This window comes from Novosphingobium sp. CCH12-A3 (assembly GCF_001556015.1).
Lineage (GTDB): Bacteria > Pseudomonadota > Alphaproteobacteria > Sphingomonadales > Sphingomonadaceae > Novosphingobium > Novosphingobium subterraneum.
In genome coordinates this window covers 16579-30872 of sequence record NZ_LSIA01000234.1, presented here as the reverse complement: position 1 = coordinate 30872, position 14294 = coordinate 16579, and the positions used below count along the sequence as shown (strand labels likewise).

The 14294-nt window shown below is 62.2% G+C and carries 9 protein-coding genes; 5 read left to right on the top strand and 4 right to left on the bottom strand.

The genetic code is table 11. The features are described from left to right. The first annotated feature begins 34 nt into the window (after window positions 1-34). Together AX703_RS18840 and ligD are read left to right on the top strand one after the other, a co-directional pair. Window positions 35-889, top strand: coding sequence for a Ku protein (locus AX703_RS18840; protein WP_062346246.1), 855 nt, complete (start codon window positions 35-37; stop codon window positions 887-889). A 3-nt stretch (window positions 890-892) separates the two neighbouring features. Then, window positions 893-3418: a DNA ligase D gene (gene ligD, locus AX703_RS18835; RefSeq protein WP_062346244.1), complete on the top strand. Its 2526-nt coding sequence runs from the start codon at window positions 893-895 to the stop codon at window positions 3416-3418. A 28-nt stretch (window positions 3419-3446) separates the two neighbouring features. Here ligD and fumC read toward each other — a convergent pair whose 3' ends face one another. Genes fumC through AX703_RS18820 form a run of 3 tightly spaced genes read right to left on the bottom strand, consistent with a single transcriptional unit; the run spans window position 3447 to window position 5438 of the window. Further along, window positions 3447-4829: a class II fumarate hydratase gene (gene fumC / locus AX703_RS18830; RefSeq protein WP_062346242.1), complete on the bottom strand. Its 1383-nt coding sequence runs from the start codon at window positions 4827-4829 to the stop codon at window positions 3447-3449. 6 nt (window positions 4830-4835) lie between these two features. Then, a complete protein-coding gene (locus AX703_RS18825) occupies window positions 4836-5246 on the bottom strand; it encodes a low affinity iron permease family protein (RefSeq protein ID WP_039333896.1) in 411 nt (136 codons plus the stop codon). 3 nt (window positions 5247-5249) lie between these two features. After that, window positions 5250-5438 carry a DUF3008 family protein gene (locus tag AX703_RS18820; RefSeq protein WP_062346241.1) on the bottom strand — a complete coding sequence of 63 codons (189 nt, stop codon included), beginning with the start codon at window positions 5436-5438 and terminating at the stop codon, window positions 5250-5252. Between the two features lie 140 nt (window positions 5439-5578). On the opposite strand from AX703_RS18820, the gene AX703_RS18815 reads away from it, so the two are divergent. Continuing rightward, window positions 5579-7123, top strand: coding sequence for a sulfotransferase (locus AX703_RS18815; protein ID WP_231735618.1), 1545 nt, complete (start codon window positions 5579-5581; stop codon window positions 7121-7123). Between the two features lie 100 nt (window positions 7124-7223). On the opposite strand, the gene AX703_RS18810 is transcribed toward AX703_RS18815, so the two are convergent. Next, on the bottom strand, window positions 7224-9629 hold the full coding sequence (locus AX703_RS18810; protein WP_062346237.1) for a TonB-dependent receptor: 2406 nt from the start codon (window positions 9627-9629) through the stop codon (window positions 7224-7226). Between the two features lie 266 nt (window positions 9630-9895). Between AX703_RS18810 and AX703_RS18805 the strand changes: the two genes are divergently transcribed. Beyond that, the gene (locus tag AX703_RS18805; RefSeq protein WP_231735617.1) at window positions 9896-13303 is read left to right on the top strand and encodes an ATP-binding protein; all 3408 of its coding nucleotides are present in this window, start codon (window positions 9896-9898) and stop codon (window positions 13301-13303) included. After that, window positions 13293-14222, top strand: a complete 930-nt coding sequence (locus AX703_RS18800; RefSeq protein ID WP_062346233.1) for a DNA-binding response regulator — start codon at window positions 13293-13295, stop codon at window positions 14220-14222. Before AX703_RS18805 ends, AX703_RS18800 begins: the two co-directional genes overlap by 11 nt. The last annotated feature ends 72 nt before the right edge of the window (window positions 14223-14294 follow it).

Here is a 14294-nt window from a genome sequence, read left to right as displayed (position 1 = left end):
CGCGCGTCAGTCAGGATCCGGAAGGAAGCCCGCCATGGCCGCTCGCGCATACTGGCAAGGGCAATTGCGCCTTGCCCTGGTTTCGATCCCGGTCGAAATCTATCCGGCCACGCGAAGCGGTGCGGCCATTTCATTTCACCAGATCCACGAACCCAGCGGCAAGCGCATCCGCTACGAGAAAGTGGCGCCCGGCGTCGGTCCAGTCGATCGCGAGGAGATCGTGAAGGGCTACGAGGTATCACGCGGCAATTACGTTCTGCTCGATGACGAGGAGATCGAATCCGTGCGCATCGAAAGCCGCAAGACGCTCGAACTCGTCCAGTTTGTCGGTTCGGACGAAATCGATGTGCTCTATTATGAAAAGCCCTATTTTGTCGTGCCGGCCGATGACCTTGCAGAGAATGCCTACATTGTCCTTCGTGAGGCGCTCAGAAAGACGAGAACTGTCGGGCTGGGACAACTCTCGGTCCGTGGGCGCGAGCAGTTCGTTTCGCTCAAACCGTGCGGGCGCGGACTTATCCTCGAGGTTCTGCGCTATGCTGACGAGGTACAGCGCGCGCACAACTGGTTCCGCGATATTCCCGCACGTGACGCCGACCCCGAGCTTCTCGATCTGGCAGCCAGCCTGATCGAGAAGAAGACGGCGAAGTTTGCGCCCGACAAGTTCCATGACCGCTATGTCGATGCACTCCACGCGCTGATCGAAAAAAAGATCAAGGCGAAGGGGGAGCGCATTATCGAGGATCCCGATGCTGACGAGGCTCCGCGTGGTGGCAACGTTATCGACCTGATGGCAGCGCTCAAGCAATCGCTGGGCCACGACGACGAAGACGCCGACGAGGGCAGACCCCGCAAACGCGCATCTCCACCGCGCCGCAAGCGGGCTTGAGTGATGGCCGCCCGCGATCCCCTCGCAGCCTATAACGCCAAGCGCGATTTTACCCGCACGGGAGAACCTTCGGGCAAAAAGGCATCAAGCAAGACTGGCAACCTCTTCATCGTTCAGAAGCACGACGCCACGCGGCTTCACTGGGACTTCCGCATCGAAGTTGACGGGGTACTGAAGAGCTGGGCGGTAACGCGCGGCCCCAGTCCAGATCCGGAGGACAAGCGCCTTGCCGTGCAGACCGAGGATCACCCGCTGAGCTATGCCGAGTTCGAAGGCACCATACCCGAAGGCGAGTATGGCGGCGGAACCGTGATGTTGTGGGATCGCGGGACCTGGGCACCGATCGAGGGCAAAAGCGCGAAGGATCTTGAAGACGGACATCTGCATTTCCGTCTTGATGGCGAGCGGATGAAAGGCGAATGGCTTCTCATCCGCCTGAAGAAGCGGGGCAACGAGAAGCGCGAAAACTGGCTGCTGCGTAAGATCGATGACGCGTTTGCTGCAGAGGGAGATATTCTCGTGGAACGCGCGCTCACCAGCGTGCTTACCGGGCGGACCATGGCCGAAATCGCCGCCGACAAACGTTCGAGTCATTCGCTGAAGGGGAAGCGGGGAGCGGACTTCGCGGCCGAGATGCAAGCGGCAAGCAAGCACAATGCGCGGATGTCCAAGGCCAAGGCACCGCGCAAGAAGCGCGGCAACGCACCACTGTCAGCGTTTCAACCAGTCCAGCTTGCAACATTGGTCGACAGTGTGCCGGAAGGACGCCAGTGGCTTCATGAAATCAAGTTCGACGGCTATCGGGCCCTCATCGCTGCAAAAGGCAAGAATGTAAGGGTGTTTACCCGCAGTGGCCTCGATTGGTCCGAGAAGTTCTCTCCACTGATCTGCCACTTCGCAAGCCTTGATCTGCCTTCATGCCTGATCGATGGCGAGATCACGGCTTCGGACGCCGAAGGCAACCCGGATTTCTCGCGCCTCCAAGCCGTGCTGAAGCGCGGCCATGGCGAACAGGGCGAAGAAGATGCTCTTTCCTTCCATGCATTCGATCTCCTTGAACTTGACGGCGAAGACCTGAAACCGCTGTCCAATGTGGAGCGCAAGCAACGGCTTGCCGGCCTCTTGGCCGACGCTCCTCCGCCAATTCACATCGCCGATCACATCATTGGCGGGGGCGAGAAGCTGCTGGAGGCAATGTGCCGCGCCGGGCAAGAGGGCATCATCGCCAAGCGGGCTGACGCACCCTATCTGCCAAAGCGGACGCAAAACTGGCTGAAGGTCAAGTGCATCCTCCGCCAGGAATTCATCATCGTCGGCATGACGAAATCGAATGCCCGCCGTCGGCCCTTCGCCTCGCTCCTGCTGGCGCAGCGAGAAGCTGACGTATTGGTCTACAAGGGAAAGGTCGGCACGGGGTTCAATGAAGAACTGCTTGATGAATTGGCCGCCCGTTTCGAATCGCTGAGGCGAGAAGACCGCGCGCTCGAAGTGCCCAAGGCCGAAGCTCGCGGGGCGTCGTGGCTCGAACCGGTGCTCGTTGCCGAAATTGCCTTTGCCGAGTTCACCGGCGAAGGCAGGGTCCGCCATGCCAGCTTCGTCGGCTTGCGCGAAGACAAGAAGGCCGAGGACGTGACGCCAGAGAAACCTGTCCGGATCGAGAGCCCGACGGAGATCATCGCGATAAGCAACCGCTCGCGGGTGATCTTTCCCGAGAGCGGGCAGACCAAGGGCAATCTTGCAGACTACTACGCTCAGCTTGCTCCAGCGATGCTCCCGTTTCTCGCCAATCGCCCGGTCAGCCTCGTGCGTTGTCCGCAGGGGAGGGCAAAGCAGTGCTTCTTCCAGAAGCATGATAGCGGCTCGTTCGGCGAACATGTCCATCATGTCCCGATCCGCGAGAAGGATGGCGATAGCGAAGACTATCTTTATGTCGACGATGCTGCGGGCATTCTCACCTGCGTCCAGATGGGCACCATTGAATTCCACGGGTGGTGCGCACGAACCGATGATGTCGAAGCGCCGGACCGCATGGTCATCGATCTGGACCCTGACGAGGGACTTGATTTTGCGGACGTCAAACGTGCGGCAAAGGATATCCGGTCACGCCTGTCTGATCTCGGTCTGGTAAGCTTTGCGATGCTTTCGGGCGGGAAAGGCGTTCACGTCGTCGTTCCCCTGCGTCGCGATCATTCCTGGGAGGCACACGCCAGCTTTGCCGAGCGTTTTGCCAAGGCGCTCGGTATGGCCGACCCTGAGCACTACGTTGCCAACATGAGCAAGGCCAAGCGCAAGGGCCGAATCTTTGTCGACTGGTTGCGCAACAAGCGCGGCAGCACGGCAGTGATGCCCTATTCCGCCCGGGCACGCGCCAATGCTCCGGTTGCAGCGCCGATCGATTGGAACGAACTCGACGATTTCGACAAGGCCAGCGCTTTCACTATTTCGGACGCAGCCGCCCTGCTGAAGCGAAGCGAGGGCAAGCTGCTGCGAGGATGGGGGGTCGCAGACCAATCACTTCCTGACGTGTGAGGCTTTCCAGTTCGCGGCGATAATCCGGTTACACCATGTTCTCTGGACGGATCAGGCGATCGAACGTCGGTTCGTCGATCAGGTTTAGGGCCAGCGCAGCTTCCCTCAGGCTCAGATTCTCCTGGTGCGCGTGCTTGGCGATCTTCGCAGCATTGTTGTAGCCGATTTTGGGGGCAAGCGCGGTCACCAGCATGAGCGAGCGTTCGACCAGTTCCCCAATGCGCTGCCGGTTCGGTTCGATCCCTTCGACACAGCGTTTGGCAAAGCTTTCCATTCCGACCGCCAGAAGGTGCATCGAGCGCAGCACCGCAGCCCCGATCATGGGCTTGAAGACGTTGAGCTCCAGGTGCCCCTGCATTCCCCCAACGGTCACGGCTTGATGGTTCCCGATCACTTGCGCGCAAACCATTGTCAGCATCTCGGCCTGTGTCGGATTGACCTTGCCGGGCATGATGGAACTGCCCGGCTCGTTGGCCGGAAGCTCCAGTTCACCGAGGCCCGAGCGTGGACCGGAGGCAAGCAGACGGATGTCATTGGCAATCTTGGTCAGCGCCACGGCCAGCGTCGACAGGGTTCCTGAAAGCTGGACCAGCGCATCGTTCGAAGCCAGCGCCTCGAACTTGTTGGGCGCCGTGCTGAAGGGTTTTCCCGTAAGGTCGGCTATTTCCGCAGCGATCTCTTCGGCAAAGCCAGCAGGTGCGTTCAGCCCAGTGCCAACCGCCGTTCCGCCTTGTGCCAGTCGAAGCAGGTGCAGCTCGATGTGTCGCAGATGATCGTGCGCATTGCGGAGTTGCTGTGCGTAGCCCGAAAACTCCTGTCCGAGAGTCAGTGGCGTGGCATCCTGCAGGTGGGTGCGTCCGATCTTGACCAGACCCTTCCACGCTATCGCACATCCAGCGAGCGCACCGGAAAGCTTGTTCAGGGCGGGGACCAATTCGGCGTTCAGCGCTTGCACCGCCGCCACATGCAGCGCTGTGGGAAAGGTATCGTTCGAGGATTGCCCCATGTTCACGTGATCGTTGGGGTGCACCGGACTCTTGCCGCCGCGTTCACCGCAGAGCATCTCGTTGGCACGACCGGCGATGACCTCGTTCGCATTCATGTTGGTCTGTGTTCCGCTGCCGGTTTGCCAGATCACCAGGGGGAAATGGTCATCAAGTTTTCCGGATGCGACTTCGGCCGCAGCCTGTTCGATGACGCCCGCGAGGCTTGCATCCAGGCCATGCCGCCGATTCACCCGGGCGGCGGCCTGCTTGATGATACCCAGCGCGTGCACCACGCCCAAGGGCATCCGCTCCATCGATCCGAATGGAAAATTGTCGATGCTGCGTTGCGTTTGTGCGCCCCAGTAGGCCTCGGCCGGCACGCGCACTTCGCCCAGGCTGTCGCTCTCTATACGGTGCATTCCCATCTCCGGTCAGGTTCGGTCGAGCAGTCGCTCCACTGTCTCGTCTGCTGTACCCTGCTTGTCGGTCGATGCACCAACTTCGCGTTCAAGCGCAGATCGCAGTCGGCAGATCTCGTCATCGGTGAGATGTTCGATGCCGACAAAGCCTTCGCGGGCCTTGTCTACCGCACGGATCAGCTCGTCCAGCTTCGCCTGCATAGCGGCAGCATCGCGGTTCTGGCTGTTCTGGATCAGAAAAACCATGAGGAATGTGATGATCGTGGTGCCGGTGTTGACCACGAGCTGCCACGTATCGCTCCACTGGAACAATGGGCCGCTCAAGCCCCAGCCAATGATGATGGCGAGCGCGATGACGAAGGTTGCGGGGCGTCCGGCCCATCCGGAAACCCGGTTGGCAACGGCGGTGAAAGCCTGATCCACCGATCAATCCTTGCGCACGTGCTCTGGCTTGCCTTTGCGACTTGTCGCAGCCAGCTCCTCCAACTCCTTCTCGGTCATCGATTTTTCCATCGATCGAGATGCACCTTTGAGGTCGTTCTTGTCGGTCTCGCCTCGTTTGGCCGACAGTGCAGCGCCGGCGGCTTTCTGTTGGGCAGCTGATTTGGCTGGCATCGTCGTTCTCCGAATTGTTCCCGACGTGAACGTTCGGGCAGGTTTGCCGTTCCGGAATGTCGGCCCGCAACTGCGCCGATTTGCGTAGCGCCTGCCGTCGTGCGTGGAGCTAGGCTTCAACTATGGCGGCGGGTTCATCATTGCGACAACTGCTTGGCTCGGGGCGAATTTCCGAGGCTCTGGTCAAGGCGGGAGAGGCGCTTGCGGCCAATCCGCACGACGTCGAAGCCGGGTTCGTTGCCGCAGTTGCTCTGGCGGAGAGCGGGCGCGTTGCCGATGCGCTGAAGGCGATTGGGGCAGTGCTCAGAGCCGAACCCAGCAACGCCGAGTATCTTGCTCAACAGGCGAGATTTTTTCTTCTGGCCCGGCGGGAGGCCGATGCACTTGCCGCGGCGCGGCAGGCAGTAACTGCAGGGAGTTTGGAGCCGCTGGTGCTGGACACGATCGGCTGCGTGTTTGCCCGCCTTGGCGCGCATGACGAGGCGCTGCCCTTGTTCGAAAAGGCCGTGGCGTCTGCCCCGGAAGTGATTGAATTCCAGTTCAATCTTGGCAGCACGCTGGGGTTCTTCGGCCGAGTTGACGAAGCTGCCCGCGCTTATGAGGCCATACTTGCGCGCGAGCCCGGTCATGGCCGGGCGCATCTTGCCCTTGCGGGACTGCGCCGAGCCTCCGCCGGGGCTGGAATCGCCCGGATTGCGGCGGCCTTGTCGCAAAATCCCGATCCCGAAGAGGAAGTCAGGCTGCGCTATGCTGCTTTCCAACTCTACGAGGCAGAACGGCAACTCGACGAGGCAAACGCACAACTCTCCCTGGCCAACGCGAGGCACCGGGCCAACCTCGGCTACCAGTTCGAGATCGATCAGGCGCTGTTCGAGATCATCCGCCGCACCTTCGTCCGCGACTTGCCACTGACCCCCGACAGCCGCCTCGGCGACGCACCGATCTTCGTCGTCGGACTGCCTCGCACCGGCACGACCCTGGTTGACAGGATCCTGTCCTCGCATGCCGACGTGACTTCTGCCGGGGAGCTTCAGGCCATGCCGCTGGCGGTGAAGCAATTGTCCGGGACATCATCGCGGCTGGTCCTCGACCCGGCGACGGTGGAGGCGAGCCGGGGCGTTTCGGCGCAGAAGATGGGAGAGCTCTATCTCGCTCGTGCGCGTCAGAATGCCGGGGCCTCCGGGCCCCGGTTTACCGACAAGTTTCCTTTGAATTTCCTGTACATAGGATACATCCTCCAGGCGCTGCCGCATGCGAGCATCGTCTGTCTGCGGCGCGGGGCGATGGACAGTGTGTGGAGCAACTACAAGCACCTGTTCGCCTTGGGTTCGCCCTACTATCGCTGGTCCTACGATCTGATGGACACGGCGCGCTATGTGCTGCTATTCCAGCGTTTGATGGCGTTCTGGCGCCAGCGCTTTCCGGGCCGAATTCATGAGGTTACCTATGAATGGCTGGTTGCGGATCAGGAGACCGAGACCCGCAAGCTGCTGACTCACTGCGGGCTGGCATGGGATGCGAACTGTCTGGAATTTCACCAGAATCGCGCTGCGGTTGCCACCCCGAGCGCACAGCAGGTGCGCCAGCCGATCAATGCGCGATCCGTTGGCCGCTGGCGCGATTACGACAAGCACCTTGGCAAGGTGAAGGATTACTTCCTCGCCAACGGCATTCCGCTCGACTGATTTTGCACAGCAGATGAAAAGAGGGCCGCCGGTCTTTCGAGCGGCGGCCCAGTCTTCGCAGGAACTGGTGCCGACCTGCCGCAGCAGGCCGGCGTAAGCGTCAGAAGTTCTTAGTCATTTCGATGCCGACCTTGCGCGGGCTGAGCACCGAGTTGGCGTAGTAGCGCGAGACGACGCCATCGTTGACGATACGGCGCGACAGGTCGTTCGAGACCGAGACCACGGCGTACTTGTCGAAGATGTTGTCGGCATAGACGCGGAACTCGAGCGTCTCATCAAGGCGGTAGGCGATCGAAGCGCGGTGCGTAGTGTACGAAGGCAGTATCTCACCGCCGGCACGCGCACCGACGCGGGTGAAGATGTTTCCGGTAAAGCTGGAGGTCCAGCTCAGCGTCATCTGGTCTTCGCCGACCGGGAACTCGTAATTGAAGCCGAGGGAGCCGGAAACCTTGGTCGACCCCGGGAGCCGGTCACCCGGGAGCGCGGCGAACTCACCCGTGCGGGTCTTAAGCAGACCCGGAACGGCCTCGGTAAGATAAGCATCGGTGTAGGACCAGTTGCCCTGTACGCTGAACCCTTCGAAGGGGCGGGCATTGAACGAGAACTCGACGCCCTTCGATACGGCCTTGCCGCCATTGACGGTGATGCCGATGGCGCCGTTCTCGGTCAGGCCATCCAACTGGATACCGTCCCAATCAATGTGGAACAGTGCCAGCGTGGTGCGCAGCTTGCCATCGAACAGGCTGGCGCGGATGCCGATTTCCTTGTTCTTGGTGGTATCGGGTTGGTAGGAAAGCTCGTTCGGAAGAGCGCAGAGGTTCTGGCCCGGTGGCAGGGGAAGGACGCATGGAGCGACGCGGTTCACGCCACCGATGCGATAGCCCTTGCTGTAGGTTGCGTAGACCATCAGGTCGGGCGAGAACTTGTATGAGCCGTTGAACTTCCAGACGCTGCCGCTCTTGCCAGTCTCCCCTTCGCGCGAGCGGAAGTTGATGTTGGGGTATGTCTGGAACAGCGGCAGTGCCTGACCACCGATGACGTAGGCATCATACTTGAAGTAGCGACCACCCGCAGTAAGCGTAAGCGCGTCGATCGGCTGGAATGTCAGCTCGCCGAAAACCGCCTTTTCCTTGGTGTCGGTGCGGACAAAGGATGCGTATTCGACTTCGTCAGGACGGTTGATCCCGGCCCAGGCCGGATAGCCGGGGACGATTTCGCGGTAGTCGGAATTGGTCTTCAGGCGGTTGTAGAAGCCGCCCAAGACCCAGCTGAAGGGACCGCCGTGGGTGGAGACAAGACGGACTTCCTGGTTGAACTGCTCATTCTCACCGTTCGAGCGGGTATAGCCCGAGAACGCGGGGAACAATTCGTAATCGTAATCGAGATCGAGAAGCAGGTCGGTCACGTCGACCGAGCTCTTGAACTTCTGCCGGGTGAAGGCGGTTGCCGACACGAGTTGGGCAATGTCGCCCAGTTCCGCTTCGACCTCGGTGGCATAGAGGTCCGTGGTGCGCTTGGCAGGTTCGAGATAGCGCCATGGGGCTTCGTATTTGCCAGTTCCAAAGACGCCGCCGCCATTGGCCTGGCGGCCGTTGGTATCGGTCTGCTGGCGGACGTAGCTGAGAGTCACCTTCAGCCCATCGAAAGGATAGAGGCCAAGCTGGTTGCGGCTGGTGAAGGTGTGTTCGAAGTTGGCGTCAGCGTAAGTGTAGAAGTTGTCAGCGATCTGCTGCGGCGTGCCGATGGGGCCAAAGAAGGTGCCCGGGCGCGCAGGCTGGGGGTTGGACACGCCCGGCTGCTTGAGCAGGTAGATGTAGTCCATGAAGCCAGGATCATTGTAGTACCCGGTGGCCGAACGGAAGGCGACCCTGCCCGGGATGATCGGCACGTTGACCACGCCATCGACGACGAAGCCGGGATCCTTGGCATGGGCGACGTCATAGACACGGGCGTGGAACAGTCCTTCCCAGCGATCCGGGTCCGGACGGTTGGGAATATAGCGGATTGCGCCGGCAAGGGTGCCGAGGCCGTAGAGCGTGCCTTGCGGCCCAAGCTGGACTTCGACGCGGTTCATGTCGATGAACTTGAAGTCCTGATACAGCGGGATTTCGCCAAGGTAGGTGGCGAGGGTGTTGTCGCCATTGGCGCCGAAAGTGCTGCTGTCGCTGGCCGAAAGGCCGCGCATGACGATTGCGCCGGTCGAGCGGGGGCCGGTATCCTGGATCGTCACGCCCGGCGTGAAGGCGGCGAGCGAACGGACGTCGTCCACGCGCTGGTCCTTGAGGCTCTCCGCAGTGACGGCTGAAATGTTGATCGGTGCATTCTGAAGCGAGACGGCGCGGCGGGTGGCGGTAACGATGATCTCGTTTCCGGCGCCTTCACCTGCTTCGGCGGCGGCATCTGCGGAAATGTCGGCCGGGGCTTCCTGTGCGACAGCAGGAAGAGCCGCGATGCTGGCCAGCGCGCTGGCTGAAAGGAGCGCTGCGCGCTTCAGGGAAAACGTCATGAAACCCTCACTTTGTTGTTTTGTCTCTTGTGGCTTCAGTCACCCTCGGCATCGGTGCAGCGCTGGCTCTGGCTTGAACTCTGTTCGCGGCGCCGATGCATTTCTCCCCGGTATTCGATCCGGAATGGGGCGAAGCTAACCGCTGCATGCCGTGCGACTATGGGTCATTTGACGTACTGCAGCGGCCTTCGGGGCGGGTTGGCACCTTTGGGTGTACGTAGATCGGCCCATCCTCTGACGGCGCCGTCTTGGCCACTATCACCTGCATGGAACGAGCCAGGCTGGATTCTGCGGGACGGGCGGCTGCATCGGGCATGTCGCGCTCCACCACGATCGTTCCCGAGCGTCGCTCCTACAATCAGTGGGCGGCGGTCCAGACGCTCGATGACTTCGCACATCGCCATACCGGTGAGGAAGCGCGAGAAGGCCCGGCTTCGCGCGTGGTGGCAGCAGCGCTGGGGACGAGTTCCTCGCTGGTCTACGAGGCAATCGGAGCGGCCATCACCGTGCTGTACGGCCTCAAGGTCGGCATTGCGGCGATTGTTACGGGTTGCCTGATCCTGCTCCTGATCGGTCTTCCGATAACCCTGAATGCTGCGCGGCGAGGGATCGATGTCGATCTGATTTCGCGCGGGAATGGCTTTGGCTACCTCGGTTCGACCATCAGCACGCTCATCTACGCCACCTTCACCTTCCTGTTGCTCGCGCTCGAAGCGAGCATCCTTGCTGACGCGCTGCGGCAGGCGACGGGCTTGCCGCTCGAGCTCGGTTACTTTGTCGCGACTTTCGTCGTGGTGCCGCTGGCGCTCCAGGGCATGCGTTTCATCGCACGTTTTCAGGCGTGGACGCAGCCCATGTGGATTGCGCTGCAACTGGTGCCGGTTGCCTACATTGCCTGGAACATTGGCGACGTCGGAGACGTGTGGAGCGGGTTCAACGGGGTATACGCGCCACGCTCTGCCCTCGTTTCGTTCGGTTTTGCGCTTTCGGTCATGCTCTCGCTGCTGCCGCGGATCGGTGAACAGGCCGGGCACCTGCGCTTCCTGCCTCCGCCGGAGCAGATCGGGGTGCAGCGATGGTGGAGCGCGGTGCTGCTCGGCGGTTCGGGCTGGGTCGTGATTGGCGGCCTGAAAATGGCCATCGGCGGGGTGCTGGCAGCCTGGACGATTGGCCGGGGAATTGCGCCCGATGCCGCGGCATCAGTCAGTCGCATCCACGTGCAGGCTTTCGCCGCCATCGGAGGTGGCCGCGAGGCGGGGGTGCTGCTGGTGCTGCTGTTCGCGGTGGTCTGTCAGACGCGTGCGAACCTGACCAACGCCTTTGCCGGGTCGGTTGCGTGGTCGAACCTGTTTGCGCGGCTGACGCAGGGGTACTCTTCCCGCCATGTCTGGCTGCTGTTCAATGTCGGGCTGGCAGCCATGCTGCTGTTCTTTGGCATCACCCGTTCGTTCGACGTGGTGATGATCCTCTATGCAAGCCTTGCAGCAAGCTGGATCGGACCACTCGCGGCGGACCTTGTGGTGTCACGGGCCTTGCGGCTCAACCCGGCCGACCCCGAGTTTCAGCGGGCTTACCTCTATGATGTGAACCCTGTCGGCATCGGGGCGATGCTGTTGTCGCTGATCGCTTCGGCGGTATGCCAGCTCGGATTTGCGGGGGAAGTGGCGCAGGCCTTTTCGCCGGTCATCGGGCTGGTCGTGGCATGCCTTGCCGCGCCGCTGCTCGCCGGGCTTACGCACGGGCGCTATTATCTTGCCCGCAGGAGAGAGGCCGGGGCTCCGGCGCGGGTCGCCTGCGTGATCTGCGAGAATAGGTTCGAGCGAGCCGATACTGCACATTGTCCGTTCTATTCCGGCGCGATCTGTTCGCTGTGCTGCACGCTGGAGACGCGGTGCCACGATGCCTGCAAGCAGGGTGCCCGCGCCACCGAGCAGTTCACCAACATCGCCGAGCGCCTGCTGCCGCGCGTCCTGGCGCGCCATGTCCACACCACCACCGGGCATTTCGTTGGCGTGGCCGGAGCGTTCACGCTGGCCAACATGCTGGTGCTGGGCCTGATCGGACGCGAGTATGCGCGCTACTATCCGGCACTTTCGACCCACGTCTGGTCGATCCTGTTTGCGGTGTTCCTGGTGTTCTTCTTCATGTCGGGCGTGGGCTCCTGGTTCATCGTGCTGGCGCATGAAAGCCGGCGGGCCGCGCTGGACGAGACGCGGCGGCATCTGGGGGAACTGGAGCAGGAGATCGTCGCGCATGAAGCGACCGACGCTGCGCTGCAGAAGGCTCGCGAGGTGGCTGAGAACGCCAACGCCGCCAAGAGCCGCTACCTCGTTTCGGTGAGCCATGAGATCCGCTCGCCGCTCAATTCGATCTACGGCTACGCGCAATTGCTGGAGCGCGGGAGCGACCTGAATCCGGGCGAGGTGGGCAAGGTCATCTGCCGGTCGAGCGAGCACCTTTCCAATCTGGTCGACGGGCTGCTGGATATTGCACAGGTCGAGGCTGGCGTGCTGCGCTTGTCGCGCGATACCATCCGGTTGCCGGCGTTTGTCGAGCAGATCGCCAACATGTTCCGGCCGCAGGCGCAGGCCAAGGGGCTGATGTTCCGCCTGGAGACGCCCAGGCAACTGCCCGAGTTCGTGCGGGGCGACCAGAAGCGGTTGCGGCAGGTGCTGATCAACCTGATCTCGAACGCGATCAAGTTCACGCCGGCCGGCTCGGTGACCTTCCGCATCGGCTGGCGCGGCGAGATCGCGACGTTCGAGGTGATCGACACCGGCATCGGCATCGCGCCCGAGGACATGGACCGTATCTTCGGCGCGTTCGAGCGGGGGAACAGCAATTCCGTGGCGGGGCAGCCGGGGATAGGTCTTGGCCTCGCGATCACCTCGACGCTGGTGCACGTGATGGGCGGAGACCTGACCGTCGACAGCACGCTGGGGGAGGGCACACGGTTTGCCCTGCGGCTGATGCTTTCCCGGCCGGTTACGCAACCGGTGCAGAGCCATCGCGCGGATGTCATTACCGGGTATGAAGGCGAGCGGCGCCGGGTGCTGGTGGTTGACGACGATGCAGCGCAGGCTTCGGTCATCGAGAACCTGCTGCGGCCACTGGGCTTTGTTGTTACCGGTGCGCGCGACGGGGACACCGCGATCGCGCTGGCTGCGGCGACGCGGCCCGACATCGTGTTCATGGACATCTCGATGCCCGGCAAGACCGGGTGGGAGACGGCCGGTCTGCTGCGAGCGGCGCACGGCGGTTCCTTGCGGATTGTCATGGTTTCGGCCGACGCGCACCAGTTCAGGCGGGGCGGAGACGGGCACGATCCGCACGACATGTTCCTGACCAAGCCGATTGAACTCGACAGCCTGCTCGATGCGCTTTCCTGGCAGTTGGACCTGACCTGGACCGTGCAGGATGGCAGTCCGCGAAAATCGCCCGCGGCCGCGACGGTGGAACTGCACTTGCCGGCTGCAGCACTGCCTTTTGTACCCGAGATCGAAAGCCTCGCGCGGATCGGCAATGTCCGCGCGATCCAGACCCGCCTCTCAGAGCTTGAGGATGCCGTCCCCGATGCAGCCCGCTTCGTCGCACACCTTCGTTCCAGTCTCGAATGCTTCGATTTCAAGGGCCTGCGCGAAGCCCTCCGACGAGGCGTCGTCAATGTTCAGTGATACCTTCGCCGGGCAGGCCGGGCGCGACACAGTGCTTGTCGTCGACGACAATCCCGAATCCCTGCACTTCCTGATCGACACGATCGAACGGGCCGGGATGACCGTGCTGATCGCCACGAATGGTGAGAATGCCCTCGAGCTGCTGCAGCACGTTGCTCCGGATCTGATCCTGATCGATGCGATCATGCCGGGACTGGACGGGTTCGACACGACGCGAGCGATCAAGAAGCAGCCGCGGCTGGCGGACATCCCGGTGATCTTCATGACCGGTCTTACCGAGACCGAACATGCAGTCCGGGCGCTGGACGCGGGCGGAGTGGACTATGTCCGCAAACCCATTGCGATCGAGGAACTGCTGGCGCGGATGCGGGTGCATCTTGCGGGCGCGCGGGTCTCGCAGGCGGGAAGGTCCGCTCTCGACGCAACCGGCAGGCATCTTTTCGCGGTGGACCGTGCGGGGCAGCTGCTTTGGGCAACGCCGCAAGTGGAGCACCTGATGGCGTCGATGGGCGGCGGGGATCGGTTGCCACCGGACTTTGCCGGGCCGGTTGCCCGCTTGATGGCCCTGCGTGACAATCCGGACGCGACCTTGCGTTTCGAGGCCGGGGCGCAGGTCGTCGAGCTGGTCCTCGTCGGACCCGTACGTCGCGACGAGGGCGAGGGGCGGGAGGTGCTGGTGCGGTTGAATCTCATCCGTGAAGGCGCCGACCTGGAGCGCCTGCGAGACCGTTATGGTCTGACCCAGCGGGAGGCCGAGGTTCTGCTGTGGATCAGCTATGGCAAGCCCAACCGGGTGATCAGCGAGATCCTGGGGATCAGCCCGCGCACGGTGAACAAGCATCTGGAGCAGGTTTTCGAGAAGCTGGGCGTCGAGACACGAGCGGCGGCGGCGGCTTTCGCGGTGCGGACAATTGCCTGAGGCCGTGCCCGGTTACCGAATTGGCGAAGGGTCCCGCTCTCTTCCTTCGCCATGCTGCGGGAAAGGCGCTAG